Here is a 24,748-nt window from a genome sequence, read left to right as displayed (position 1 = left end):
GATGATTACCAAATGAATCCGCTGTTCTAGCGATTCTTGTCCGCTCACCAGTTCTTCATGTAACTTATATATTTCCAAATCGAGTGTGCGCACTTGCTTCCACAATACGATTTCCGGATGAATTCCGGCCTCCAACACCGACAACCGCGCCAAATGAGTCAAGGCATGATGGATTTGGGTGAAAGCATCTTGATGCTCCTCTTGTAAAAATAAGCTTCGTCCATCTTCAAAGCGTCGCAACAACTTCGCAAAAGCAAGGGACAGTTGAAGACGTTGCTCATCATTCGAAAAATTACGAAGGCGTTGTCGCAAGTCTAATAAAAACGTATTTCGTTCAAACAAGACCATTCCATCTTCAATCCAATGAATGGCCCGGCGATTCTCGTTCATTAAAATCCAACGATCCATCATCGAGTCACTTACGAGATGAAGAATAATTTTTTCTTGCCCAACCTGATAATGTTTCACTGTCCAGAACGGTTCTTCTTTCGCTTCAATCACAATCAACAGCCGGTCCGATTGATCGGTCAAAGGATCTCTCGGCCGTTTCTTTTTCACTTCAATGATGCCAAGCGTTGTCTTCAAGGCCGCATATTCCGAATAGATCGTGCGCGTCGCATACTCCATAGTCACCTTGATACCTTCTTTCTATAATGATGAACCACAATCGTCCACCCAATAATCTGATACAAAAATGATTCGCCTTCTTTTAAAATTCTCCTGCCAGCGATTGTATGAACTTCTCACGGTCGTGCAGATGAGCTATAGTAAAGACAGACATGGAGGGATTACGAAATGAAAAAACGGGGGAATAAAATCAATCGCGCTCGAAACCTTGCGTTGTTGCTCGTCTTTGCGGGAATCGGAGTCATGTATCTCGGCCTGTTGGCGAAAAGCATCACATGGCTGATGATTATTTTCATGTTGCTAGGCTTCGTGATGGTGTTATCGAGTTCAGCGCTCTACTTTATTATTGGGATGGCATCCACGAAAGCCATCGTCGTCACTTGCCCGAATTGTGAGAAACCGACAAAGATGCTCGGCCGGGTCGACTTATGTATGCACTGCGACGAACCGCTCACGATCGATCAATCGCTCGAAGGTAAAGAGTTCGATGAAAAATATAATAAGCGTCAAACCCATTCACACGAATAAAAAAACATCCTCTGCCTGAGGATGTTTTTTAATGTTTATGCGCTTGTTCAGCTTGGCAAGCTGGGCACGTCCCGTATACTTCAAGACGGTGACGATCGACTTTGAACCCTGTCAATTGAGACGCGACCGATTCGATTTCGTCGAGGACCGGATAGTTGAAGTCGACGACTTTCCCACATGCATCACAGATGATGTGGTAGTGACGCGACGTCACAAAATCAAAGCGACTCGAAGCGTCCCCATAGTTCATCTCTTGAACGAGTCCGACTTCTTTAAAGACGCGCAAGTTATTGTAGACGGTAGCGACACTCATGTTCGGAAATCTCGCCGAAAGTGCCTTATAAATGTCATCCGCTGTCGGGTGACTGTGCTCCGTGACGAGGTACTCCAAAATGGCCTGGCGCTGAGGCGTCATTCTGACTCCATGTTCTCGGAGCGACTGAACAGCATGGTCAAGCATTTCGCTTCCCACGTCAATCCCTCATTTCTTCTATAAAATTCATGCGAAATGTCAGTTAGAATTAACCTATTTCTTACATAGTAATCTTTATAAATAGTGTACTGATTTCTTGAACGGTCGTCAAACGTTGAGCTTATGCGGTTGACGGCTATGATACAATAAGTGCGAATTTGTAAAAGGAGGCAATACATATGGCAACACCATCTACACGCAACAATTCAGACGTTTTGTATACCGACGCCTTGACGCACATCGTCGGCGGGGTCAATAGCCCTTCCCGCTCATTCAAGGCAGTCGGCGGCGGTGCACCCGTCTATATGGAACGAGGAGACGGCGCTTATTTCTATGACGTCGACGGCAATCGCTATATCGACTATTTGGCGGCGTACGGACCGATTATCACAGGCCACGCCCATCCGCATATCCATAAAGCGTTGATTGAGGCGTCGTCTAAAGGACTCCTTTACGGGACACCGCACGCGCTTGAAGTCGAGTTCGCGAAAAAACTAAAGGCGGCCATCCCGTCAATGGGTAAAGTCCGTTTCACCAACTCAGGGACCGAGGCGGTCATGACGACCGTTCGTGTCGCTCGCGCCTATACCGGTCGTGAGCTCGTCGTCAAATTCAGCGGTTGCTATCACGGTCACTCGGACTTGATGCTCATCGCGGCAGGCAGTGGACCGGCCACGCTCGGCTCACCAGACTCGGCCGGCGTCACACGAGCTACGGCGAAAGAAGTCATCACCGTGCCGTTCAATGACGTCGAAGCGTTTCGCGACATGATGAACGAATGGGGAAATCAAATCGCCTGCGTCCTCGTCGAACCGATTGTCGGGAACTTCGGGATCGTCGAGCCGAAACCAGGCTTCCTCCAGGCCGTCAATGACATCACCCATGAACATGGTGCGCTCGTCATTTACGACGAAGTCATCACGGCGTTCCGTTTCACGTACGGAAGCGCCCAGCAAGTGTACGGGATTGAACCGGATATGACCGCACTCGGGAAAATCATCGGCGGAGGCTTGCCGATTGGTGCCTATGGCGGTAAAGCTGAAATCATGGAGACGGTCGCTCCGCTCGGCCCAGCCTATCAGGCCGGAACAATGGCCGGCAACCCGGCGTCGATGGCAACGGGTCTCGCTTGTCTCGAGGTTCTCGAGCAACCCGGCGTTTACGAAAAGCTCGACGCACTCGGTGCCGAGCTCGAGGCCGGGATTCGTGAAGCCGCAGAAACACATGGTGTGACCATCACGTTGAACCGTTTAAAAGGTGCCCTTACGGTTTACTTCACGGACGAGATTGTGACCGATTACGAAGGCGCCGAAAAATCAGACGGTGAAGTGTTCGGACGTTTCTTCAAATTGATGCTCGAGAACGGTGTCAATTTAGCCCCTTCGAAGTACGAGGCTTGGTTCTTGACGACTGAGCATACCGAACAAGATATCGAAGAGACGATTGCCGCTGTGAATCGCGCGTTCGCCCAACTATAAGCAAAAGGAGATGCCGCGGCATCTCCTTTTCGTTTACACCGAAGGCCGAATCCACAGCTGGTCGTAGCGGGGGTGGCCGAACACATCGACTGGAACTTCCCCTAGAAAGCTCGGGAATCGCCGCTCTCGGGCCACGTGATACAGAGGAATAACAAGTGCCGCTTCTGTCAAATAACGCTCGACGTCACGATGGAGCCACGGCCACGCACTCATATCGGTCTGACGGTAACGGTCCATCATCGTCCGGAGCTCCGTTTCATGCGCGATTAACTTGCCGACGAGTGACAGTTCACTCGTCAAAAACGCGAGAAACGCCAAATCGAGATCTTCGCTCATCATCTCCCCGCATAAAATCAAATCAGCACGGCGGAGCGTCTCCTCTTGTAGTAACGAGGCAATCGTATACGTCTCGGTCTCAACGGTAAAGCCGGCTACGCGCAACTGTTCCGCGACAAGCATCGCGTCTTCTGTCGCAACGTCGAACGGCAAATGCAATAGACGCAGTGGACGGCGCGAACTTCCCGTTGCTTTTGGTGCCGCCACCGGTCGACTCGCCTCCGGGAAAAAACCATGGGCCACTTGATGACGCTCTCCTCCCAAGTCGACGAACGCTTCTTTATGGATTGCCTGTTGAATGGCAAGTCGTGTGTCCATATCATCTTTGAGCCAAGAGTGCTGCAAGTTGAACATGAGATAACGCGCCCCGGCCTCAGCGATCCACTTGACGATGCTCTGATCATCACCGGCGCTCCACTTGGCATAATCCGTTTCTGAGAACGTGACAAATTCGACCACATCTAATGAAGGACGCGGTCGAAGCCCACGCTCGAACGCCCGCAACCGGACGACTTCTTCGGACCGTTTCTCCAATTTGAACGGTCCCGTCCCGACAATCCCTTCTGCCCCTTCATACGTAATGGATGCCGGCGTTTGGGCAAGTAAACGTTCGATGTAGGCCCGGTGCGCTTTCGTATGGATGTCAATGACGTAAGGCGCCGGCGATTCGACCCGTTCGATTGGCGCGAACAACCAAACTTGTTTTCCGCGAGCCAATAATCGATTCAACGCGTAAACGACATCTTTGGCGGCTAACGTCATTCCGTTGTGGAATGTGACGCCTTTTCGGATATAACACCGAAATCCGAATGTCACTTCTTCGATATGATGGGCAAGGGACGTTTGGACCGTCGTCCCATCCCATTCGAAGAGGCGATCGAAGACGTGCCGAGACAAGGACGCCTCCATCGCGATATGGATGTCGAGCGGGTCGAGTGATTCAAGCGTCCGGGTACGCGGGAACACGAATCGGTCTTCTTCCGTCTGTTCGAAACCGAATCGACTCCAAATCCGGGCTTGAATCAATTCACGTAACGCGGGTGGCCACTCCCACTCCAACCATTTGGCCGCGTCCGCCATCGAGGCCGTTGAGAATGAGGTTTCGACCCAGTCGTTCAGCGTTCGAGCAAATCCCGACTGAAAGCGGAGTATTGATTCATGACCCCGCCCTTTCCCGGCCTGATATTCCACCCAGCCTAACGTTTGCCACGCCTTGATATCACGCTTCACTTGTTTCTCACTATAGCCGACCGCTTCAACCGCTTCCCGCAACGTCACTTCCCTTTTGCCCGTCTCTATCGTGTGGCGATAAATCGCCACTAGTTTCGCATTCATGACCTTCCCCCTAAAAGTGGACATGTCCAAATATTTTGTCTCTTTTTACCAAGTGTAGTCCACGTTTAAAGTAGTGACAAGGAGGTGCTCACATGAAATTCAAAGATTTTCCAACCAACGTTCGGCTTCGACTCGTCTGCGGCTTTTTCATCCGCATCGTCGGCTCGGCCATCTTTCCATTCATGGCTTTATACTTTTCAGAAGAACTCGGCAAAATCGCTGCCGGGATCATCATGACGTCATTCGTCATCGTCGGGTATGTCACCGGCTTGTTCGGTGGGTACTTCTCGGATCGCTTCAATCGCAAGCACGTCTTACAAATCGGCCAACTCGTTCAAATCCTTTGCTTCATCGGAATGACGGTGGCGATTCACCCATCAAACAATTGGGCACTCGCCGTGGCCATTCTCTACTTCGGTCACGCGGTCGCCAACGGGTTGAACTATCCGGCCTTGGAGGCAATCGTCATCGATTCGATGGAAGAATCGAATCGGAAAGCGATTTATGTATATGATTATTGGCTCGTCAACTTGGCTATCGCCGGCGGTGTCATGCTCGGCGGTGCCTTCTATCGTGACTACCGCTTCGGCTTGTTCGTCGGGATGACGCTCGTATTGACCATCACAACGGTCGTCTTGCAACGCTATCTCGTCGATTCGCATCAAGGTAACCGGTCGACGCCGGCCAATCCGATTGTCGGCGTGATTCAAAACTACCGGATCGCCCTCAATGACCGACGCTGGATGTTGTTCGTGCTCGGCAGCATGCTCGTCTTCTCGACCGAGTTCCATATGGCGAACTATATCGGTGTTCATTTGGCGGAATCGTTTCAACAGCGCTCGATCGTCGGTGTTCCGTTCGATGGTGTCCGAATGATGGCATTCATGCAACTCGAGAATACACTACTCGTCGTCGCCATCACGTTCGCCGTCACTGCGTTTGTGAAACGGTACCGTGAGAAATACGTGTTCTTCATCGGCTTGTCGTTATACATCACGGCGTACGCTGCCATCACGTCGATGAACTCGTTCCTGATTCTCGCCGTCTTGGCCGTTGTCTTCACAGTCGGCGAATTGCTGTACTCGCCAATCCGCCAAGTGAAACAAGTCGATTTGCTCGACCCGAAGCGTCGCGCCTCGTACCTTGCTTTCGGTGGACTCACATTCCACGGGGCCAAACTCGTGGCCGCGGCCGGGATTGTCGTCGGAGCATTCATCGGACCCGTGTTCATGAGTGGCTACATCTTCTTGTTCGGAGCGCTCGGTGCCTACCTCTACTACGTCTCGTTATATAGGATGGAATCGGTGCGCCAGCTCGCCGCATGACGTTTGAAGTGACACCGGAACGGAAACAGGCAAGAGTGAAGGAGGCGAGTGGTATGCCAGCCATTGTATTATTTGATGGAGACTGTAACTTTTGCGACGCGAGCGTCCAGTTCATCTTGAACCGTGACGCGACGGGGAACTTTCATTTCGCCTCGCTTCAAGGCGAGGCCGGTCAAGCTTTACGTAAACGTCATCGTATCAACGACTCGGTCGACAGCATCGTGTTGATTCGCGATGGTGTCCCGTACATTAAATCCGACGCGGCGGTCCGCATCGCTGAAGGATTGGATGGGAAGTGGCGTTGGCTCAGGTTTGTGAGGTTCGTCCCAAAACCGATTCGTGATTTCGGCTATGATGTGATCGCTAAACATCGTTATCAGTGGTTCGGACAAAAACAGACGTGCAAACTGCCGACGCCGGAAGAACGGAGCCGATTTCTCGACCAACAACCAAAACCGCCGACTCGATGAGTCGACGGTTTTTTTTAGTCCATACAGGTCAAGTACGTCCAGTGGCACTCCGGCATCGGATTGCCCATGAAACTGACACCGAGGTCGTCCGCCCGGTGAATCGTCGTCCATGGGGCATCACCGACTTGAAGATACACTTCATGATGTGGCGATTGCGTATGACTTCCGGACAGCTTGAACGTAGCATTGTCCTTTAATTGCGCGACGATCGTATATTTGATGTCCGGCGCGATAACGAGCGGGTTGCCAACGGAATGTTGCAACCGATACGCCGCCCGCCCGCGGTCGATATCGACATCTTCAAGATACACTTGGTCGACAGAGGCGATATCTTCACCCGTCAAACGGTGATGCTTCGTATAGCCACGCGTCACATTCGCATCTTTTTTGATGGAGACGATCGGAATATCACTCAGCCCTTCGGCTTTCACTTCCGTCCGCGTCCGGTAGTCGGTCGCATGAACGTTATAAGGGCGACCGTCTCCTTCAAAATACGGATGAGGCGACAACAAGTTCGGGTTTTTAATCATCGGCGGGCGGATGAACGTCTGGACGCGAAGCTGAATCTGGTCCACCGTCTCCAAATCAGGTCGAATCGGACTGACGAGAAAATACATGACGTACAATTCCTTGTCCCGTCTCGTGTCCGTCTTCAATTCTTTGGCGAGTGACATCGCTTTGCCGACGGCGTGAATGAGACTCGTCCCCGGTTTCTCATCTCGCTTCACAGAGCGGAGCGCCCGCACTTCATACATCGTCGGCTCATGGAGCGGCGTCTCGTCCAAATAAGCATGGCCGACGACTTCGGCAATGCGTCGTCCTTGCCGGTAAATCGCATACGTTTCGACGTCAGCAATCGGGTCCCATTGGAGATAGGTGCCGTTCGAGGCGACGACTGCCGACGTGAGATGACGATTCCAGTACAAGTCGTCAGTTGGGTCCACGGCGGCCGTATACACTTTCGCCACTTCCCCTTGTTCGTCCGTGATGCGATAAGCGACTTGTTCTCCCACACCGGTCTCGTGATCGACATAGTGTTGATCGGTTCCTTCATACACATACTTCCCGTTCCGCGTGAGCCGGACCGTCCCTTCGACTGACCACGTCAGCTCGAGTGCGTCTTTTAGCGGTTTTACCGTAATTAATCCTTCCCCGTTCATCATTGGTTCATCCCCCTTTTGGCATGTCGTTTCTTCATTCCCGTCTCACTGTCACGGAAAACAAAAAAAGGCCCCGAGTCTCCTCGAGGCCGCGTCTCATTCGACGACTGCTAAATCTTGAATCATATACAAATCGTAATAGGCGCCGCGGCGACGCATCAGTTCTTCATGCGTCCCGGTCTCCATAATTTGTCCGTTATCGACGACGACGATTTTATCGGCGTCGGTGATGGTCGACAATCGGTGCGCGACGATGAGCGTCGTTCTGCCTTTCGTCAATCGCGCGAGCGAATCCTGAATCATCGCCTCACTCTCAAGGTCAAGCGCACTCGTCGCTTCGTCGAGAATGATGATCGGCGGATGTTTCAAGAAGACCCGGGCGATGGCGAGCCGTTGCTTTTGCCCACCTGACAGTTTAACCCCTTTCTCCCCGACCGGCGTATTGTAGCCGTCCGGCAAGTTTGAGATGAACTCATGGGCGTTGGCAGCTTTCGCGGCGGCGATCACATCTTCGTCACTCGCTTCCGGATTCCCCATCCGGATATTCATCGCGACCGATTCACTGAAGAGGACCGAGTCTTGCATGACCATCCCGATTTGGTCACGGAGGGCCCGCAGTTTAAAATCGCGGACGTCGGTACCGTCAATTTTAATGCTGCCTGACGTGACGTCATAAAACCGTGGAATCAGGCTGACGAGCGTCGATTTCCCGCCGCCAGACATGCCGACGAACGCGACCCGCTCTCCAGAACGGATGTGCAAGCTGACATCGTGGAGAGCCCGGGCTCCGTCTTTCTCATAAGCGAAGCTGACCCGGTCGAGTTCGATATCGCCAGCCGTTTGTACAGGTACGAAGGCGCTATGCTTCTCTTCGATGTCGTACGGCTCATCGAGGAATTCAAACACACGGTCCATCGAAGCGACCGATTGGGTGAGCGTCGTCGCCGAGTTGACGAGACGGCCGAGCGGTGCGTAGAGACGATCGATATAGGCGATAAAGGCGACGAGCGTCCCAAGCGAGACGTCCTCTTGCAAGACGAGCCATGAGGCCGTCGTGAAAATCAAGATTGGAGCGATATCGGTGATCGTCGAGACGACGACGTACGTCTTCGCGTTCCACCCCGTATGGCGGAGTGCGGCCTTCAAGAAACCACCGTTTTGTTCTTCGAACGCTTTGTTCTCGTACGGTTCGAGCGCGAAGCTGCGGATGACGGCCATCCCGTTGACGCGTTCGGTCAAATGACCTTGAAGGTCCGCAAGGGCTGCCGAGCGTTCCCGTGTGAGCCGGCGCAACCGTCCATAGAAGTAACGGACGGCGATGGCGTAGAACGGGAGCGGCAAGACGGCGATGAGCGTCAGCTGCGGGTCAATCGTGTACATGATGGCGATGGCAATCAAAATCGTGACCATATCGAGCCAGATGTTCATCAGACCGGTGATGACGAAATCTTTCGTCTGCTCGACATCGTTGATGATGCGCGAGATGATTTGTCCCGTCTTATTGTTCGAATAGTAGCGGAGCGACAACTTTTGGACGTGGTCGAACAATCGGTTCCGGACGTCGAACAAAATCCGCGTCGCCGCCCATTGCGCCAAATATTGGCGTAAGTATTCAATCGGTGGCTTCAAGACGAGGAAGACGAAGAAGACGATGCTGAACAGCCAGACGAGCTCCGTGTAGTCGGCAGCCGGAGCATCTTCCGTCAAATAGTTATCGATGACATATCTATAAAGGAGCGGCAACCCGAGCGGGATGGAGAATTTCAAAATCCCGACGAAGATGGTCAGCGCGATTTGTTTTTTATACGGTTTAACGAACTTTAAATAACGTTTAATACTACCCATTAGTTCCTCCTTCAAGAAAAAAGCGGAGATGAGCAATCATCTCCGGTAACGTGCTTCGTATTCGCGATACCATTCATCGACGAATGTTGGGTTGAACGGCCCTTTCCGTCCTCGAATCCAGTTAATAAGTTCTTGAACGTTCTGTTTCAAGATTCGATCAATCGCTTTCGGATAATTCATCTCGCGACGATGCCGCTCATATTCATCCTCATCTAAAATCGTGTACGACATATCCGGGAACACCTTGATGTCCAAATCGTAGTCGATGTACTTGATGGCACGTTCTGCCCCATCGAACGTTGTCGGCGAACCTAGATTACAGTAATAGTAAATCCCATCTTCGCGAATCATGCAGATGACATTGAACCAAAACTCAGATGAAAAGTAGCAAATTGCCGGCTCACGAGTTCTCCATTGCCGGCCGTCTGACTCACTGACCATGATGCGGTCATTGAATCCGATCATATCCGTTTTTGACGACTGAAGGACGAGCGTTTCTTCCCAAACGCGATGCAAAGTTCCGTTGTGCTTGTAGCTCTGTATCTCGATCTTGCTACCTGCTTTGGGAAATAAGCTCATAAGCTCCTCCTTTCCGCTATGATGCTATACAATTCTCATATTTAATTATAGCGACTTTCAGAACCAATGAAAAAGGAAATCTCTTATTTTCACGAATTTAGTGTTTTTTGGAATGCTTTGGCTCGCGCTTTGAACATCGGTCGAAGCACGAAGTATTCGACAAGGACGGTCGGTACGTAACTATCGAATGTGACCTCATCGACCATGACAGCCTGTCCTCCGACTTGTTCGACCCGATGGACATGGCTGAAGCGACGGAACGGAAACGGCAACTTCACACCTTGGTCACAAAAAGCGTAATTCCCGGTCAATGTGATGGCACTGTTCCACGGTAATGAAACTGGACCGACACCAACCCGCAATTGAACGAGATTCCCCTCGACCGACGCCCCATCCCCAAGGAGCGTCACTTTCGGGAACGATGTCAGTGTTGATAAGAGCGAAGCATCTTGGAGCAGCGTCCAAAGCGTGTCAACGGATGTGTCATATGGCGTTCGTACGTCAAACTGTCTCATCTTTTGCACCTGCCATCTGCTCTAATTTTTGTTGGGCGACCGATACGGTCACCACGTCCCGTGCCTCTTCGTCGAGCCAAGTCCATTCCCCTGCCGGTAACGTCTCGACTTCGTATAAGTCGATGTACCAGACGATGTGGGAAAACACATGTTTCACTTGTCCAACATAGGTTCCGTTTAACTGTTCCCCCGTTCCCCGGTCTGTAAGCGGATATTGCCACATTCCAGCGAGAAGACCTGTTTCCGGTCGCTTCATATAGGCCGTGCGGCCCTCTTGTCGACAATAAAGCGCATCATACATCTCAATCCGAGCCGCCCCTTTTTTCGTCTTGACCGGGAGTTCATCTTGAACGTTATGGGTATAAGCATAACAATCGTCTTGAACGGGACAAAGCGAACACATCGGGTTTTTCGGCGTACATACCGTCGCCCCGAGTTCCATGATGCCTTCGTTAAAGTCCGAGGCATGCGCCGGGTCCATCAGTCGACGCACGACTTGCTCAAACAATTTCCGCGTTTTTGGGATGGCGATGTCGTCATAAATCCCGAATTGTCGGGACATGACGCGCATGACGTTGCCATCGACGGCCGGTTCCGGCTGATTGTAGGCAATCGAGAGCACGGCCCCGGTCGTATACGGCCCGACGCCTTTTAGTTTTTCGAACCGCTCTTTTTCCTCGGGGACGATGCCATCGTACACGGCAACGACTTCCCGGACGGCTTGATGAAGGTTTCGGACCCGTGAGTAATAACCGAGTCCTTCCCAATATTTGACGACCTCATCGGGTTCGGCCGCTGCCAATGCCTCAATCGTCGGGAAGCGCTCCATGAAACGGTTATAGTATGGGATGACGGTATCGACGCGCGTCTGTTGGAGCATGACCTCACTCACCCAGACGCGATACGGATTTTTCCCGTGACGCCACGGCAAATCTCGCTTTTCGCGATTGAACCACGTCACTAAATTTGTGTTAAATTCTTGAATATTATAATTTGTGAACAATTTATCAACATCGAGCATTTCGTTTCCCCTCGTTTTAAAAATATTGTATGATGAAATGGATCAAATAACGCCGTTTTTTCTACTTATGGAGGTGCTGAAGCACATTGGATACTGCTACTCACATTGGGATGGGACTTGGTTTAAGTGCAATCGCGACCCTCAGCCCAGAGGTGTCAGGCGACGCACAAATGTTTCTAGCCATGACAGCGACGGCTCTCGTCGGCTCGCATGCTCCGGACTTTGACACGGTCTTCAAACTAAAAGGAAATAGCACGTATTTACGCCAGCACCGCGGTCGTTCACACGGAATCACCGCACTCCTCGCCTGGCCGATCATCGTCAGCGCTGTCATCGGACTCGCGCTTGGCGTCAACCCTGCCTCATTATGGGTCATGGCACAAATCGCCGTGCTGTTGCACGTCACGGTCGACTTGTTCAACGCCTACGGGACGCAAGCCCTCCAACCATTTTCGAAGAAATGGATTGGCTGGGGCGTCATCGGGACGTTCGATCCGTATTTGTTCTCTGCCTATTACGGCGCATATGTATTATGGCTTATCACAGGGGCGACTGTCCCGATTTTTGCACTGCTCATTGCGCTCGTCATCAGCTATTACGCCATCCAGTTCAAATTGCGTAATCGCGCCCTCGCCACGGTCGCCCGTCACTTCGCCGGCGCCCACGAACTGTTCATCTCGCCGGGGATCGGCTGGGATGACTGGCACGTCGCCGTTCGATTCCGCAACGGTTTAGGAGCAGTCAAAGTGAAAAAAGGAACGGTCATCGAATGTGGTCGTTTCCGTGACAAGCCGATGCCTGGGGAAGACGACCTTCACTTCGTGGAGGCCCGTAAAAATGCGGATCTTCAATCGTTCCTTGAGTTTTCGAAGATTCACACGTATACGGTCACACGCCACAATGGCATGATTGAATATCGCTTCACGAACTTGCGCTACTTTTCGAAAGACATTTATCCGTTCGTCGCCGTCGTCATCGTCGATGAAGTGTCAAACGAAGTGTTGTCTTCGTTCACCGGTTGGGTGTTCAGCGAAGAGAGCTTACAAAAGAAATTGGCCTACGAACAGTAAAAAGTCGCTCGCGAGAGCGACTTTTTTTTTATGCCTCCGACTCCGTGAACTGGAGCTCAAAGTCAAACTTCACTTTTTTATCGACGAGGACGCCGCCCGCTTCAAGCGCCTGGTTCCACGTCAATCCGTAATCTTCCCGGTTGATTGACCCGTCACCGGTGAAGGCGTGCTTCATGTTGCCCCATGGATCTTTTGCACTTCCCTCATATTCGACTTCGAACGTCTCTTCCCGGGTCGTCCCGCGAATTGTCAAATTCTCGGTCAGTTCGAATTCACCGCCGCCTTTTGAGCGGAACGATGTCGACTCGAACACGATGTCCTCGTGTTGCTCCACATCGAAGAAGTCTCCGGACCGTAAATGGTTGTCGCGATCGCTGTTATTCGTATCGATCGATGCCGCCTTGATCGTCACGTTCACGCGGGCGTTCGCGAGATCGTCCGGTTGTCCGTTCGCTTCGACGTGAAAGTCTTTGAACTCCCCTTTTACTTTCGAGATCATCATATGCTTGACCGTAAATGTAATCGAACTGTGTGCCGGGTCGACTTGATATGTTTTTGCCATTATTACGTCCACTCCTTCGATTTAAAATTGATGCTAATATGATGTTTACCACAAATCTTGACTTCAAAACATTTCCGTTTAAATGTGACAAATTATTGTCGAAAAATTTTGACTTTTATCACACCAACCCGTTACGATGAAAAAAGGGAGCTGTTGACTTACAGTAAAATGTAAGCGCATACATAAGGTCCCTACACTTTACGGAAAAGGGAGGAACGACCATGATTTATGAAGTCCCAAACTCGACAGGCACGAAAGTTCACTTTAAAGACCGCTATGAAAACTACATCAACGGAAAGTGGACCGCGCCTGCAGGGGGAGAATATTTTGAGAACACCTCTCCGGTAAATGGTAAAGTTTTATGCGAAGTCGCCCGCTCAACGAAAGAAGATATCGAGCTCGCCTTGGATTCTGCCCATGCCGCCAAAGACGCCTGGGGCAAAACGTCGGTCACCGAACGCTCTGTCATTTTAAATAAAATCGCCGATCGTATGGAAGCGAACCTCGAAATGCTCGCCTACGCTGAGACGTGGGAGAACGGGAAAGCCGTCCGTGAGACGCTCAACGCCGACCTTCCGCTCGCCATCGATCACTTCCGCTATTTTGCGGGCGTCATCCGGTCACAGGAAGGCGGCATCAGTGAACTCGACAACGACACGGTCGCTTATCATTTCAATGAACCGCTCGGTGTCGTCGCCCAAATCATCCCATGGAACTTCCCGATTTTGATGGCGGTCTGGAAAGTCGCGCCGGCTCTTGCTGCCGGAAACTGTATCGTGTTGAAACCAGCTGAACAGACGCCTGCTTCCATCATGGTGCTCATGGAATTGATTGAAGACTTGCTCCCGCCAGGCGTGTTGAATATCGTCAACGGGTTCGGACTCGAGGCCGGCAAACCGCTCGCGTCGAGCGACCGCGTCGATAAGGTCGCGTTCACGGGTGAGACGACGACAGGTCGACTCATCATGCAGTATGCCTCACAAAACATCATCCCGGTCACGCTCGAACTCGGCGGCAAATCGCCGAACATTTTCTTTGCCGACATCATGGACGCCGATGATGATTTCTTTGACAAGTCGATCGAAGGACTCGTCATGTTCGCCTTGAACCAAGGCGAGGTATGCACGTGCCCATCACGCGCGCTCATCCACGAGTCGATTTATGAGCCAGTCATGGAACGCGTCCTCGAACGGGTCAAAGCGATCAAACTCGGAAATCCGCTCGACCCTGACGTCATGATGGGTGCCCAAGCATCAAATGAGCAGATGGAAAAAATCTTGTCGTACTTGGAGATCGGAAAGTCGGAGGGCGCGGAATGCCTCATCGGCGGCGAGCGCAACATGATGGACGGCGAACTCGCTGACGGTTATTACGTGCAGCCGACCATCTTCAAAGGCCATAACAAGATGCGTATCTTCCAAGAAGAGATTTTCGGACCGGTCTTGTCGGTGACGACGTTCAAGGACGATGCCGAGGCGCTCGCCATCGCGAATGACACGTTATATGGACTCGGCGCCGGCGTTTGGACCCGTGACATGAATCGGGCTTACCGGTTCGGTCGCGAGATTCAAGCGGGTCGCGTCTGGATCAACTGCTATCACCAATATCCGGCCCATGCCGCGTTCGGCGGATACAAGATGTCTGGGATTGGCCGCGAGAACCATAAGATGATGCTCAACCATTATCAACGGACGAAAAACATGCTCGTCAGCTATAGCGAACAAAAACTCGGGTTCTTCTGAGATGGTGAATCGCGTCGAGGCCACCCCCGCCACGCTTGCGCTCCTCGAACAGCTGAAACGAAAACATGGACCGCTCTTGTTTCACCAGTCGGGCGGTTGTTGTGACGGGAGCTCCCCGATGTGTTTCCCCCAAGATGAGTTCATGATCGGGGATCATGACGTCCTGCTCGGTGAGATTGGTGGGTGTCCGTTCTATATGCACGAGAAGCAATACGATTATTGGAAACACACCCAGCTCATCATCGACGTCGTCGAGGGCCGGGGCGGCATGTTCTCGGTCGAGGGCGTGGAAGGAAAACGATTTTTAAGTCGTTCCCGTGTGTTCACGGACGAAGAACGGGCCGAGTTGCATCAAAGCTGAATGTAGAAGACCAGTCATCTCGATGGCTGGTCTTTTTTCAATCAATAGACATCTTTTTCTTAAAATCACATTTCCAATTATCCCCAAAAATCAACCTAAAAATCGGCTCGATTCGATATAGTAAAGAGAGACACGAAAGGAGGCAGCCTATGTCCGAGCTTCTAACGAGCACGTTCAACGGAATGTTGATTTCATTGGTCAGTCTATTCGCTCCTTTGTTCCTGGTGATGAGCGGTATGTTGTATACGAAGGTCAAGCGCTATAAACGGAGCCGCTATTACGCCCAGACCGGACACAGCTATTTCAAAGTCGTTCAAGACACCGGCTTATACGGCGAGTATTTATGTGTCGCCGCCATCGAGGAGCGCGTCCCGAATCCCTTCATCTTGACGAATCTATATTTGCCTCACCCAAAGAATCGAGAGCGTACGACTGAAATCGATGTGGTGTTCATCAACTAGAGTGGTGTCCACGTGATTGAGTCAAAAAATTATAGCGGCTGGATTTTTGGACATGAACAAGAACGGCACTGGACGCAGTCGATGCCGAATCGAAAGAAGTTCCGCTTTTTCAATCCGATTAAACAAAACGAGTTGCATATGAAAGCGATGGAACAAACGCTTGCTGTGGAGCGGAGTCTGCTCCACTCTTGGATCGTCTTCAGCGACCGGTCGACCTTGAAGCGCATCGACGTGGCGGACGTTCCCGTATTGAACCGGAAGACATGGAAACAGCAGATTGCCTTGCCAGGCGAGGCCCGGTTGACGTTGGCGGAACAGACGGCCATCTACGAGCAGCTGCTCCAATTCGCATCTGCGGACGAAGCCGTCAGGGAGGCCCATATCGCTGCCAAGCAACGGGTGACGTGATTCCCCGCCCCATCCAAAAAAGTCCCGCTCACGGTGAGCGGGACTCCTTTTATTTACTTTGCATTTTAAAGCGCAAGTAGAGTTCGTTGTAGTACGCGTTCATGCGCTTGCCTAAGTTCTCATACACTTCGAGCTCATCTGTCACGTCTTTTGACGGATAAAAACGTTCGTCTGACGTCACTTCTTCATCTAAGAATTCAAGTGCCGCTTCGTTCGGTGTCGAATAGCCGACATAGTCGGTATTGCGGGCCGCGATTTCCGCGTCGAGCATGAAGTCGATGAACTGGTGCGCGCCTTCGACGTTTTTCGATGTGTTCGGGATGACGAGGTTGTCGAACCAGAGATTCGTCCCTTCTTCCGGGATCACGTACGTCAACTCTTCGTTCTCGTACATAATCTCGGAAGCATCTCCAGACCAGACGACGGCCGCGGCCGCTTCGCGATTGGCCATGAGCATCTTGATTTCATCGCCGACGATCGCTTTGATGTTCGGCCAGAGCGTCTCGAGCTTTTTCTCCGCCTCGAGCAACTCGTCTTTGTCCGTCGTGTTGAGCGAGTAACCGAGCGAGTTCAGACCGAAGCCCATCACCTCACGAGTCCCGTCTGCGAGCAAGATGTCATTCTCGAGCGGCATGTCCCATAGGTCGTTCCATGACGTAATCTCACCGTCGACGAGCTCAGGGTTGTACACGATACCGACCGTTCCCCAGAAGTAAGGGACCGAGTACGTGTTACCCGGATCGAACGACTTGTCGAGGAAACGTGGGTCAATGTTATCGAAGTTCTCGAGCTTGTCATAATCGATCGGCAAGAGCAGGTCCTCTTCGATCATTTTACTGATGGCGTAATCCGACGGGACCGCAATGTCGAACGCCGTACCGCCTTGCTCGATTTTCGTGAGCATCGCCTCGTTCGAATCGAACGTCTGATAGATGACTTTCAAGCCCGTCTCTTCCTCGAACTCGCCAATCAAGTCTTCATCGATGTAATCGCCCCAGTTGTAGACGACAAGCGTGTTATCGCCGCCAAACCCTTGCGCCATATTGATTTGATACACCCAGAGCAAAAGAGCGGCACTGACGAGGACCGGCACCGTCAACATGATGACCAATTTTTTCATCGTCTTACCTCCTTCGCTTTACCACCGCGTTGGGCAAGTACATAATACCCAAGGACGAGAATGAGTGTGAACAAGAACAAGATGGCTGACAAAGCGTTAATTTCGAGCGAGATGCCTTGGCGAGCCCGTGAGTAGACTTCGACGGCAAGTGTCGTAAAGCCGTTGCCGGTCACGAAGAATGTGACGGCAAAGTCATCGAGCGAATACGTGAGCGCCGTGAAGAACCCGGCGAAGATGCCCGGTGTGATATACGGCAAGATGACTTTCGTCAACACGTCCCACGTGCTCGCGCCGAGGTCACGCGACGCATCGATGAGCGTCGGGCTCATCTCTTGCAGCTTCGGCAAGACCAAGATGACGACGATCGGCACCGAGAAGGCGATATGCGCCAATAGCACCGAGTAGAAACCGAGCTGAATCCCGAGCATCGTGAACAGGATGAGGAACGACGCCCCGATGATGACGTCCGGACTGACGATCAACACGTTGTTGAGCGACAAGAGCGACGTCTTCGTGAAGCGTTGCCGCGCCGTATAGATGGCGAGCGCGCCGATGACGCCGAGCACGGTCGAGATCGTCGCCGACAGCAGAGCGATGACGATCGTGTTCAAGACGATGACGAGCAGGCGGGTGTCGGTAAAGAGCGACTTGTACCAGTCGAGCGTGAAGCCTTCAAAGTTACTCATCGTCCCGCCACTGTTGAACGAGTAGACGACCAAGTAGATGATTGGTGCGTAGAGGATGAAGAACACCGCCATCAAATAGAGGTTGGCTAATTTAAATTTTTTCGGTTTCATCGACGCACCGCTCCTTTCGCGCCCCAGTCACGCGTGATGACCATGACGAGGACCATCGCCAAAATCAAGAACACGGCAATCGTCGAGCCCATGCCCCAGTTTTGCGTGACGAGGAATTGTTGTTCAATCGCCGTCCCGAGCGTGATGACTCGGTTTCCGGCGATGAGTCGGGTGATCATGAACAGTGACAATGCCGGGATAAAGACGATTTGAATCCCTGACTTCACGCCGTCGAGCGTGAGCGGGAAGATGACCCGGCGGAATGTCGTCCAGTTCGAGGCCCCGAGGTCACGCGACGCATAGACGAGCGACGGCGGGAGCTTTTCAATGGCGTTATAAATCGGCAAGATCATGAACGGGATGAAGATATAGACCGACACGAATACGAAACTAAAGTCCGTGAACAAAATCTGTTGTGTCCCGATGCCAATCGCCTCTAAAAATTGGTTCGTGATGCCATACGTCCCGAAAATTCCGAGGAATGCATAGGCTTTAAGCAATAAGTTGATCCATGATGGCAAAATGATGAGCAAAAGCCAAAGTTGCTTATGCTTTGTCTTCGTCAATAAATAGGCGGTCGGATACCCGATCAAGAGCGAGAAGAACGTGATCAAGAACGCATACCAGAAGGAAGACAACGTCATCGTCAAATATGTCGACGTGAAGAACATCTGATAGTTCTCTAAACTCAAGTTCCCTTCGATATCAAAAAACGAGTAATAGACGACGAGCAGGAGCGGCGCGATGACGAACAGCGCGATCCATAACCAATAGGTCGTCAAATAGACCGTCTTCGCGGTTTGACTAGTTTGATTCATGAGCGACCTCCTCATAGGACTCGAGACGACGGTCGAACTCTTCCTCCGTCTCCCCTAAGCGCATGACGTGAATCGCCTCGTCATCGAACGTGAGGCCGATTTTTGAGCCGACGACCGATTTTTTCGTTGAATGGACGAGCCATTCGTTCCCTTCTTGGTCATAGCAGCAAATCTCATAGTGGACGCCGCGGAACAGTTGCGAGTCGACATCGACGACGAGTTTCGCCGAGTCGACCGACGTCATCTCCAAATCTTCCGGACGGATGATGACTTCGACTTTTTCATTGCGATCAAACCCTTGGTCGACACAATCGAACGTCTTCCCGGCGAACGTGACAATGTTATCTTCTGGCATGACGCCCGGTACGATATTCGACTCTCCGATAAAATCGGCGACGAAACGGTTGATCGGCTCATCGTAAATGTCGGTCGGTGTCCCGCTTTGGACGATCTTCCCGTTATTCATGACGAAAATCTCATCCGACATGGCGAGCGCTTCTTCTTGGTCGTGCGTGACAAAGATGAACGTGATGCCGAGACGCTGTTGCAATTCACGAAGCTCATATTGCATCTCCGTCCGGAGCTTCAAATCGAGCGCCGAGAGCGGCTCATCGAGCAAAATGACTTCCGGTTCGTTGACGATGGCACGGGCGATGGCGACACGCTGGCGTTGCCCGCCTGACATCTCATCGATTTCACGTGACTCGTACCCTTTCAGGTTGACGAATTTGAGCGCTTGTTCGACTTTCGTCTTCACGTCCGCTTCTTTCATCTTTTTGATGCGCAGACCGAATGCGACATTCTCGAACACGTTCAAGTGCGGGAAGAGCGCATAGTCTTGAAACACAGTGTTCACTTGACGTTTGTTCGCTGGGACGTCGTTAATGCGCTTCCCGTTGAACTGGATGTCGCCTTCTGTCGCATCCGTGAAACCTGCGATCAGACGCAAAATCGTCGTCTTCCCACATCCAGACGGTCCGAGCAACGTATAGAATTTCCCTCGTTCAATCTCAAAGCTAATGTTTTCCAAGACGACGGTGTCATCGTAACGCTTCGACACGTTGTCAAAGCGGATAATCGTTTCTGGGTTCATTTCGGTTCCTCCCTTATAAATATGAATGGGTCGCGACGATCAAACATTCACTCTCGCCATCACAGTCGTTGACGAGCTGATGTGAATCCGAAGCGACGTAATATAATGTTTCTCCCGCTTTGGCGAAATACGTGTGATGGCCGAGCTTCAAGGCGACCCGCCCTGACAGGACGTAGACGAACGTCTCAGAACGGGAAGGCTCATAGCGCTTGAATTCCCCATGTTTGGAGAAGGTCAGCAAAATCGGTTCCATCTCTTTTTCGTTCGATTCCGGGATGAGCCATTCGGTCCGGTATTTTCGTTCCTCATCCACATACACGGTCCGGTCGTCTTCGCTATAACTTACCTTTTGAAAGATCTCTTCATCGAAAAATTCTTTCGGTGAGCAACCTAGTACTTCTAACAAGTCGAATAATGTCTCAAGCGAAGGTGAACTCAAATCACGCTCGATTTGAGAGATATACCCTTTACTCAAATCCGTGCGTTCGGCCAGCTCTTCTTGCGTCAAGCCCTTCTTGACGCGGAGCCGTTTGATTTTTTGACCGACGTCCAAGTCACATTCCCTCCTTTCGGCCTCGTCTCAAGTTTAGTGAAAGATGATTCCAACTAAAGAAAGTTTATAAATACTTAACTATGAAACGAACTAATAGCGACCTTTATTATAACGGATTGTGAGTTGTTTGCAAGCAAAAAATCACGCCAATTATGGCGTGATTTTTCAATGAAGGTCGCGCTTTGACATCAAGTGCTTGAACTTCTCATTTTTCGTTTGAAACAAGTGGAGTTGCGGTCCGTACGCATCAATCTGTTGCACGACATACTGGAACGATTTTGCTTCTCCCGGATATGGTTCTCCGGCCCGGGCGAGTGTCGTCTCAAAGTCCTCCCACAGCACTTCGACCCACGTCAACGCCTCCACGTCGCTTAAGACATCATTTTTCTGTTTCAAGATGTGTGCCAAGCGCTCGTATTGTTCGGTCCGGTTCATGCGTTCACCTCCGACAGCTCCGAGAGCGGAATCGCATGGTCAGCCGTCTCGCCTTCGAATGTCCCCCAACCCATGACGCCGTTCACAAACTTCAATCGGAATGGACGGTCATTATAGTTGACGATATACGTCGCTCCCGGCTTGAACGAGTTCGGGTCGATCAAGTAGCTCTCGGCAATCGCAATTCGTCGCAAGACGACCTCAATCTCACTGACCATGCCCATCTGCTCGGCTTTCCGCTTCCGTTCATGGAGCGCCCGAATCTCTTGTTCGAGTTCATATTTTGATAAATCACTCAATCGTTTTTCCATTTCGCTCACCTCTCTTGTAGCGTATCAGATTTTTCGCGGAAAAGAAAAAGGCGAAACTGAATTCGCCCTTTCAGTTCGCCTTGAAGTTATACAGTGGTTTGATGACTTGATCAATCGTGACGGCCGGTTCGATATAGCGGACAATCTCTTTCATCGACTTATAGACGAACGGTGATTCGTCAATCGTCGACGGCCGGACCGAGCTCGACCAAACCCCTTCCATTGATCGTTTGAACTCTTTGAAGTCAACCCGTTTCCGCGCTGCCGAGCGTGACATGACCCGACCGGCGCCATGTGGACCCGAGTAGTTCCAATCCGGGTTGCCTTTCCCGGTACAGATGAGCGAGCCGTCGCGCATGTTCATCGGGATGATGACCCGCTCCCCGTTCCGCGCCGAGATGGCCCCTTTCCGAAGCATCATCGCGTCGTGATCGATATAATTGTGGACCGTATCGAATTGGTCGACGACGTTCCAGTTCATCGCCTCAACGATAACGTCGGTCATGGCGAGACGGTTGGCGGCCGCATATTGCTGTGCGATGCGCACGTCGTGCATGTAATCTTCCATCGCTTCCCCTTCGACGTAGGCGAGGTCGCGGAAACGATTCCGTGCCTCGCGCTCCGTCTCGAGATAGACCGAGATGTCCTGCTGCCGTCCCGTCGCCTTCATCCGTTCAATCTCGTCTCGAATGTCGACCGTCTTCATCATGTGCTCGACCGCCAACTGTTGATAATGGTCAGCGATTTGGACACCGAGGTGGCGTGAGCCGGAGTGGATGACGAGAAACGTGCGTCCGGCTTCGTCCCGGTTCACTTCGATGAAATGATTGCCCGAGCCGAGCGTGCCGACCGAGCGGAGGGCCCGGTCGAGCTTATAAGGCGCCCGCACATCCTCGAGTGGGAGCTCAGACGCGTACGGGTGTGCTGTATCCCGGATGTTCATCCCGCTCGGTACATATTGGCGGATGACGTCGTCGAGCCGTTGAAAGTCGATGCGCTTTACCTTGATTTCCGTACAGAGCATGCCACACCCAAGGTCGACGCCGACGAGGTTCGGCACGACCTTGTCGTGAATCGTCATCGTCGTCCCGACGACCGATCCTTTGCCGGCATGCATGTCCGGCATGATTCGAATCGAGGCGCCTCGCGTGAACGGTTGGTCGACGAGCGTTTGGATTTGGGCCCGCGTCGTATCGTCAATCCGTTCATTGAACACTTTGGCCCGGTTATGCTTTCCGATAATTTCCATAAGACCTCCTCAACTGATGGCTTGTTGTTTACTTTGCAACTCATGCATCCGGGCGTAGACCCCGCCATCAGCGATGAGTGATTGATGGTTGCCTCGCTCGATGATGTGACCGTGATCGAGGACGAGGATTTGGTCTGCTTCCCGTATCGTCGAGAGACGGTGCGCGATGACGAACGTCGTCCGCCCGTATGTGAGCGTCTTGAGCGCGTCTTGGATGAGCGCTTCTGTCTCCGAATCGACACTTGCCGTCGCCTCATCTAAGACAAGGATGGCTGGGTCGAAGACGAGGGCACGGGCGAAACTGATCAACTGGCGCTCTCCGCTCGAGAGCGAGGCGCCGCGTTCGATGACCGGCTCGTCTATTCCGTGTGGCAACTGTTTGACGAATCGCTCGGCTCCGACCGCCGTCAACGCTTGCCAAATCCGCTCGTCCGAGATCGTCTCGTCACCGAGCGTCACGTTCGTTCGAATCGAGCCCGTGAACAAGAACGGGTCTTGGAGCACGATACCGAGATGGGCGCGGACGGCTTGCGTCGGCAGTTTCGTCACGTCCATGCCATCAATGTTGAGCGTTCCTTCTGACGGGTCATAAAAACGCATGAGCAGGTTCATGATCGAACTCTTGCCGCTGCCCGTATGACCGACGAGCGCCACCGTCTCACCCGGTTCCGCATGGATATCGATGTGTTGAAGCACCGGTTTCCCGGCCTCATAGCTGAACGACACGTCCTCGAAGGCGACCTCGCCTTTAAAGCGTGCAATCCGTTCCGTGGACACGTCTTCCCCTTTCTCGTCGAGCAACTGGAACATCCGGTCTGCCGAGACGAGCGCTTGTTGGAGCGGGGACAGTTGGTTCATGATTTGTGTGACCGGCTCAAAGATCCGTGACACGTAATCGATATAGGCGTATAAAATCCCGAGCGTGAGCACGCTGCCCGTTCCAAGCGTCTGCGCACCGACGACCCAGATGAGTAAGGCGAGCGCCATGTTGCGGAAGAAGTTGACCAAGTTGTGCGACATGAGCGCATCCAGTTTGAGCAGTTTCCGTCTCGTTTGGAAGTTGTCGCTGTTTTTCTCGTTGAACTCGTCATAGACGAGATCTTCTTTGACGTACGATTGAATGATCGGCATCGTCTGGATGCTCTCATTCAATTGGGCGTTCATATCCGCGACGAGGGCACGGACACGGAAGTTGTTTCGGGTCGACAGGCGTTGGAACAGCTTAATCCAGACGATGACGACCGGGATGATGATGAGCGAGACGAGACCGAGGCGCACGTCCAAGAAGAACATGGCGATCAGGACACCAATCATCATGACGACGCTTTGGAAGACGCGTGCGAGCACGCCTAAATATAGGTCGCGAATCGTCTCAGTGTCATTCGTGACGCGGCTGACGATTTTCCCGATCGGTGTCTGGTCAAAGTAGCGGACCGGAATCGTCTGCAAATGTCGCATGACGTCGAGTCGCATCGTCTTGACAATCTTATGGGCCGATTGCTGGAGGAGCATCTGTTGCCCCCAGTTCAAACCGGCCGCGATAAGAAGCAAGACGACGTACAAGGCAGATAACATAAGCACGGCCTGAAGATCCGTCTCATAAAATTGAAACACATCGGTCGAGGAGAGCGGCACGATATTGTCGTACGTCGCTGATTCCTCGCTCCGTGTGATGGTGAGGACGCCGTCTTCGACTTCACGTACCCCACCACTCATGACAGCGTCTGGGACGAGATAGTATCCGTCCGTCGTCTGAACGATCGAGACAGGTCGGACGACGGTCTCTCCGTCGAGCCGTGTCTCTTTTTCATAGGAGTTGCCGTCAAAGTCGACACTCCCGCCTGACTCGACTTGAACCCAATCGCGCTCGATGGCGACGATATGGTCGTCGATGATAATTTTGGCGATATACGGTCCGGCTAGTTCGGCGCCGACCGCTAAAAATAGTAAGGTCAAACCGAGGAAAATCGAGCGTCTCACTTGTTTGGCATAGCCGACGAGTGAACGGATCGTTTTTTTCCTGCGGACTGGATCTAATTCGTATTGATCGATCATGAGAGATTCCCCCTTTCCCGGA

The 24,748-nt window shown here is 52.1% G+C and carries 27 protein-coding genes (1 of these 27 cut by a window edge); 9 read left to right on the top strand and 18 right to left on the bottom strand.

Annotated features, from left to right (window positions below; translation table 11 throughout):
* A protein-coding gene (locus tag AC13H5_RS03760) for a nucleotidyltransferase-like protein (RefSeq protein WP_214797643.1) crosses the window boundary here: on the bottom strand, nt 1–627 show its 5' portion. The gene continues 240 nt to the left of window position 1, outside the view; 627 of the gene's 867 nt are visible here — the first part of the coding sequence; it begins with the start codon at nt 625–627; its stop codon lies beyond the left edge, outside the window.
* A 168-nt stretch (nt 628–795) separates the two neighbouring features.
* On the opposite strand from AC13H5_RS03760, the gene AC13H5_RS03755 reads away from it, so the two are divergent.
* A complete protein-coding gene (locus AC13H5_RS03755; RefSeq protein ID WP_034780966.1) occupies nt 796–1,155 on the top strand; it encodes a YgzB family protein in 360 nt (119 codons plus the stop codon).
* 28 nt (nt 1,156–1,183) lie between these two features.
* Here the strand turns inward: AC13H5_RS03755 and perR are convergent, their stop codons facing one another.
* Nucleotides 1,184–1,615, bottom strand: coding sequence for a peroxide-responsive transcriptional repressor PerR (perR, locus tag AC13H5_RS03750; RefSeq protein WP_029596002.1), 432 nt, complete (start codon nt 1,613–1,615; stop codon nt 1,184–1,186).
* Nucleotides 1,616–1,806: 191 nt separating this feature from the next.
* On the opposite strand from perR, the gene AC13H5_RS03745 reads away from it, so the two are divergent.
* On the top strand, nt 1,807–3,105 hold the full coding sequence (locus AC13H5_RS03745; protein ID WP_483546331.1) for a glutamate-1-semialdehyde 2,1-aminomutase: 1,299 nt from the start codon (nt 1,807–1,809) through the stop codon (nt 3,103–3,105).
* A 33-nt stretch (nt 3,106–3,138) separates the two neighbouring features.
* Here the strand turns inward: AC13H5_RS03745 and AC13H5_RS03740 are convergent, their stop codons facing one another.
* Complete coding sequence (locus AC13H5_RS03740; protein WP_483546330.1) at nt 3,139–4,776, bottom strand: ABC transporter substrate-binding protein; 1,638 nt, start codon at nt 4,774–4,776, stop codon at nt 3,139–3,141.
* A gap of 92 nt (nt 4,777–4,868) precedes the next feature.
* Between AC13H5_RS03740 and AC13H5_RS03735 the strand changes: the two genes are divergently transcribed.
* Together AC13H5_RS03735 and AC13H5_RS03730 are read left to right on the top strand one after the other, a co-directional pair.
* Complete coding sequence (locus AC13H5_RS03735; protein ID WP_483546329.1) at nt 4,869–6,101, top strand: MFS transporter; 1,233 nt, start codon at nt 4,869–4,871, stop codon at nt 6,099–6,101.
* A gap of 53 nt (nt 6,102–6,154) precedes the next feature.
* Complete coding sequence (locus AC13H5_RS03730) at nt 6,155–6,571, top strand: thiol-disulfide oxidoreductase DCC family protein (RefSeq protein ID WP_138859904.1); 417 nt, start codon at nt 6,155–6,157, stop codon at nt 6,569–6,571.
* Nucleotides 6,572–6,585: 14 nt separating this feature from the next.
* Here the strand turns inward: AC13H5_RS03730 and AC13H5_RS03725 are convergent, their stop codons facing one another.
* The 5 genes from AC13H5_RS03725 to mutY form a co-directional block, all read right to left on the bottom strand.
* Nucleotides 6,586–7,734 carry a DUF3238 domain-containing protein gene (locus AC13H5_RS03725; RefSeq protein ID WP_483546328.1) on the bottom strand — a complete coding sequence of 383 codons (1,149 nt, stop codon included), beginning with the start codon at nt 7,732–7,734 and terminating at the stop codon, nt 6,586–6,588.
* 93 nt (nt 7,735–7,827) lie between these two features.
* Nucleotides 7,828–9,576, bottom strand: coding sequence for an ABC transporter ATP-binding protein (locus AC13H5_RS03720; RefSeq protein ID WP_483546327.1), 1,749 nt, complete (start codon nt 9,574–9,576; stop codon nt 7,828–7,830).
* Nucleotides 9,577–9,612: 36 nt separating this feature from the next.
* Entirely contained in the window at nt 9,613–10,155 is a 543-nt protein-coding gene (gene ntdP / locus AC13H5_RS03715; RefSeq protein WP_021067741.1) for a nucleoside tri-diphosphate phosphatase, read from the bottom strand.
* An 89-nt stretch (nt 10,156–10,244) separates the two neighbouring features.
* Nucleotides 10,245–10,670: an SRPBCC family protein gene (locus AC13H5_RS03710; protein ID WP_034780979.1), complete on the bottom strand. Its 426-nt coding sequence runs from the start codon at nt 10,668–10,670 to the stop codon at nt 10,245–10,247.
* A complete protein-coding gene (gene mutY / locus AC13H5_RS03705) occupies nt 10,657–11,691 on the bottom strand; it encodes an A/G-specific adenine glycosylase (RefSeq protein WP_483546326.1) in 1,035 nt (344 codons plus the stop codon). The genes AC13H5_RS03710 and mutY overlap by 14 nt, the downstream gene beginning before the upstream one ends.
* 86 nt (nt 11,692–11,777) lie before the next feature.
* Here mutY and AC13H5_RS03700 point away from each other — a divergent pair, with 86 nt between their 5' ends.
* Complete coding sequence (locus AC13H5_RS03700) at nt 11,778–12,761, top strand: metal-dependent hydrolase (RefSeq protein ID WP_034780983.1); 984 nt, start codon at nt 11,778–11,780, stop codon at nt 12,759–12,761.
* A gap of 28 nt (nt 12,762–12,789) precedes the next feature.
* Here the strand turns inward: AC13H5_RS03700 and AC13H5_RS03695 are convergent, their stop codons facing one another.
* Nucleotides 12,790–13,323 carry a YceI family protein gene (locus tag AC13H5_RS03695; RefSeq protein WP_483546325.1) on the bottom strand — a complete coding sequence of 178 codons (534 nt, stop codon included), beginning with the start codon at nt 13,321–13,323 and terminating at the stop codon, nt 12,790–12,792.
* 221 nt (nt 13,324–13,544) lie between these two features.
* Between AC13H5_RS03695 and exaC the strand changes: the two genes are divergently transcribed.
* The 4 genes from exaC to AC13H5_RS03675 all read left to right on the top strand — a co-directional run bounded on the left by exaC (nt 13,545) and on the right by AC13H5_RS03675 (nt 16,295).
* Nucleotides 13,545–15,065, top strand: coding sequence for an acetaldehyde dehydrogenase ExaC (gene exaC / locus AC13H5_RS03690; RefSeq protein WP_483546324.1), 1,521 nt, complete (start codon nt 13,545–13,547; stop codon nt 15,063–15,065).
* A gap of 1 nt (nt 15,066) precedes the next feature.
* Nucleotides 15,067–15,426, top strand: coding sequence for a DUF779 domain-containing protein (locus AC13H5_RS03685; protein WP_214793294.1), 360 nt, complete (start codon nt 15,067–15,069; stop codon nt 15,424–15,426).
* Nucleotides 15,427–15,575: 149 nt separating this feature from the next.
* Nucleotides 15,576–15,887 carry a hypothetical protein gene (locus tag AC13H5_RS03680; RefSeq protein WP_483546323.1) on the top strand — a complete coding sequence of 104 codons (312 nt, stop codon included), beginning with the start codon at nt 15,576–15,578 and terminating at the stop codon, nt 15,885–15,887.
* Between the two features lie 12 nt (nt 15,888–15,899).
* A complete protein-coding gene (locus tag AC13H5_RS03675) occupies nt 15,900–16,295 on the top strand; it encodes a nuclease-related domain-containing protein (RefSeq protein ID WP_483546322.1) in 396 nt (131 codons plus the stop codon).
* 49 nt (nt 16,296–16,344) lie between these two features.
* Here the strand turns inward: AC13H5_RS03675 and AC13H5_RS03670 are convergent, their stop codons facing one another.
* The 9 genes from AC13H5_RS03670 to AC13H5_RS03630 form a co-directional block, all read right to left on the bottom strand.
* Nucleotides 16,345–17,415 carry an ABC transporter substrate-binding protein gene (locus AC13H5_RS03670; protein WP_138859911.1) on the bottom strand — a complete coding sequence of 357 codons (1,071 nt, stop codon included), beginning with the start codon at nt 17,413–17,415 and terminating at the stop codon, nt 16,345–16,347.
* The gene (locus AC13H5_RS03665; protein ID WP_034780992.1) at nt 17,412–18,212 is read right to left on the bottom strand and encodes an ABC transporter permease; all 801 of its coding nucleotides are present in this window, start codon (nt 18,210–18,212) and stop codon (nt 17,412–17,414) included. The genes AC13H5_RS03670 and AC13H5_RS03665 overlap by 4 nt, the downstream gene beginning before the upstream one ends.
* Nucleotides 18,209–19,030 (bottom strand): ABC transporter permease, encoded by an 822-nt coding sequence (locus tag AC13H5_RS03660; RefSeq protein ID WP_034780994.1) that lies wholly within the window; start codon nt 19,028–19,030, stop codon nt 18,209–18,211. The genes AC13H5_RS03665 and AC13H5_RS03660 overlap by 4 nt, the downstream gene beginning before the upstream one ends.
* On the bottom strand, nt 19,017–20,123 hold the full coding sequence (locus tag AC13H5_RS03655; RefSeq protein WP_034780995.1) for an ABC transporter ATP-binding protein: 1,107 nt from the start codon (nt 20,121–20,123) through the stop codon (nt 19,017–19,019). The genes AC13H5_RS03660 and AC13H5_RS03655 overlap by 14 nt, the downstream gene beginning before the upstream one ends.
* Nucleotides 20,124–20,136: 13 nt before the next feature.
* Nucleotides 20,137–20,676 carry a helix-turn-helix domain-containing protein gene (locus tag AC13H5_RS03650; protein ID WP_138859912.1) on the bottom strand — a complete coding sequence of 180 codons (540 nt, stop codon included), beginning with the start codon at nt 20,674–20,676 and terminating at the stop codon, nt 20,137–20,139.
* A gap of 165 nt (nt 20,677–20,841) precedes the next feature.
* Nucleotides 20,842–21,111 carry a YfhJ family protein gene (locus AC13H5_RS03645; protein ID WP_214797572.1) on the bottom strand — a complete coding sequence of 90 codons (270 nt, stop codon included), beginning with the start codon at nt 21,109–21,111 and terminating at the stop codon, nt 20,842–20,844.
* Entirely contained in the window at nt 21,108–21,422 is a 315-nt protein-coding gene (locus tag AC13H5_RS03640; protein WP_483546321.1) for a YfhH family protein, read from the bottom strand. Before AC13H5_RS03640 ends, AC13H5_RS03645 begins: the two co-directional genes overlap by 4 nt.
* A gap of 70 nt (nt 21,423–21,492) precedes the next feature.
* A complete protein-coding gene (locus AC13H5_RS03635; protein ID WP_034781001.1) occupies nt 21,493–22,671 on the bottom strand; it encodes an RNA-splicing ligase RtcB in 1,179 nt (392 codons plus the stop codon).
* Nucleotides 22,672–22,680: 9 nt separating this feature from the next.
* A complete protein-coding gene (locus AC13H5_RS03630) occupies nt 22,681–24,726 on the bottom strand; it encodes an ABC transporter ATP-binding protein (protein ID WP_483546320.1) in 2,046 nt (681 codons plus the stop codon).
* Between the last annotated feature and the right edge of the window lie 22 nt (nt 24,727–24,748).

The sequence above is a fragment of the Exiguobacterium sp. FD-YE-25-4 genome (genome assembly GCF_057004685.1).
The sequence above is the reverse complement of the archived record's forward strand: the minus strand, read 5'-3'. Positions and strand labels throughout refer to the sequence as shown.

Coding starts and splice junctions, on each gene's coding strand:
- ntdP (WP_021067741.1), bottom strand. CDS start 10,155: ATGAGCTTATTTCCCAAAGCAGGTAGCAAGATCGAGATACAGAGCTAC.
- exaC (WP_483546324.1), top strand. CDS start 13,545: ATGATTTATGAAGTCCCAAACTCGACAGGCACGAAAGTTCACTTTAAA.
- AC13H5_RS03640 (WP_483546321.1), bottom strand. CDS start 21,422: ATGGAAAAACGATTGAGTGATTTATCAAAATATGAACTCGAACAAGAG.
- AC13H5_RS03710 (WP_034780979.1), bottom strand. CDS start 10,670: ATGAGACAGTTTGACGTACGAACGCCATATGACACATCCGTTGACACG.
- AC13H5_RS03735 (WP_483546329.1), top strand. CDS start 4,869: ATGAAATTCAAAGATTTTCCAACCAACGTTCGGCTTCGACTCGTCTGC.
- AC13H5_RS03740 (WP_483546330.1), bottom strand. CDS start 4,776: ATGAATGCGAAACTAGTGGCGATTTATCGCCACACGATAGAGACGGGC.
- AC13H5_RS03635 (WP_034781001.1), bottom strand. CDS start 22,671: ATGGAAATTATCGGAAAGCATAACCGGGCCAAAGTGTTCAATGAACGG.
- AC13H5_RS03665 (WP_034780992.1), bottom strand. CDS start 18,212: ATGAAACCGAAAAAATTTAAATTAGCCAACCTCTATTTGATGGCGGTG.
- AC13H5_RS03660 (WP_034780994.1), bottom strand. CDS start 19,030: ATGAATCAAACTAGTCAAACCGCGAAGACGGTCTATTTGACGACCTAT.
- AC13H5_RS03730 (WP_138859904.1), top strand. CDS start 6,155: ATGCCAGCCATTGTATTATTTGATGGAGACTGTAACTTTTGCGACGCG.
- mutY (WP_483546326.1), bottom strand. CDS start 11,691: ATGCTCGATGTTGATAAATTGTTCACAAATTATAATATTCAAGAATTT.
- AC13H5_RS03680 (WP_483546323.1), top strand. CDS start 15,576: ATGTCCGAGCTTCTAACGAGCACGTTCAACGGAATGTTGATTTCATTG.
- AC13H5_RS03745 (WP_483546331.1), top strand. CDS start 1,807: ATGGCAACACCATCTACACGCAACAATTCAGACGTTTTGTATACCGAC.
- AC13H5_RS03630 (WP_483546320.1), bottom strand. CDS start 24,726: ATGATCGATCAATACGAATTAGATCCAGTCCGCAGGAAAAAAACGATC.
- AC13H5_RS03645 (WP_214797572.1), bottom strand. CDS start 21,111: ATGAACCGGACCGAACAATACGAGCGCTTGGCACACATCTTGAAACAG.
- AC13H5_RS03720 (WP_483546327.1), bottom strand. CDS start 9,576: ATGGGTAGTATTAAACGTTATTTAAAGTTCGTTAAACCGTATAAAAAA.
- AC13H5_RS03755 (WP_034780966.1), top strand. CDS start 796: ATGAAAAAACGGGGGAATAAAATCAATCGCGCTCGAAACCTTGCGTTG.
- perR (WP_029596002.1), bottom strand. CDS start 1,615: ATGCTTGACCATGCTGTTCAGTCGCTCCGAGAACATGGAGTCAGAATG.
- AC13H5_RS03725 (WP_483546328.1), bottom strand. CDS start 7,734: ATGATGAACGGGGAAGGATTAATTACGGTAAAACCGCTAAAAGACGCA.
- AC13H5_RS03670 (WP_138859911.1), bottom strand. CDS start 17,415: ATGAAAAAATTGGTCATCATGTTGACGGTGCCGGTCCTCGTCAGTGCC.
- AC13H5_RS03655 (WP_034780995.1), bottom strand. CDS start 20,123: ATGAACCCAGAAACGATTATCCGCTTTGACAACGTGTCGAAGCGTTAC.
- AC13H5_RS03695 (WP_483546325.1), bottom strand. CDS start 13,323: ATGGCAAAAACATATCAAGTCGACCCGGCACACAGTTCGATTACATTT.
- AC13H5_RS03685 (WP_214793294.1), top strand. CDS start 15,067: ATGGTGAATCGCGTCGAGGCCACCCCCGCCACGCTTGCGCTCCTCGAA.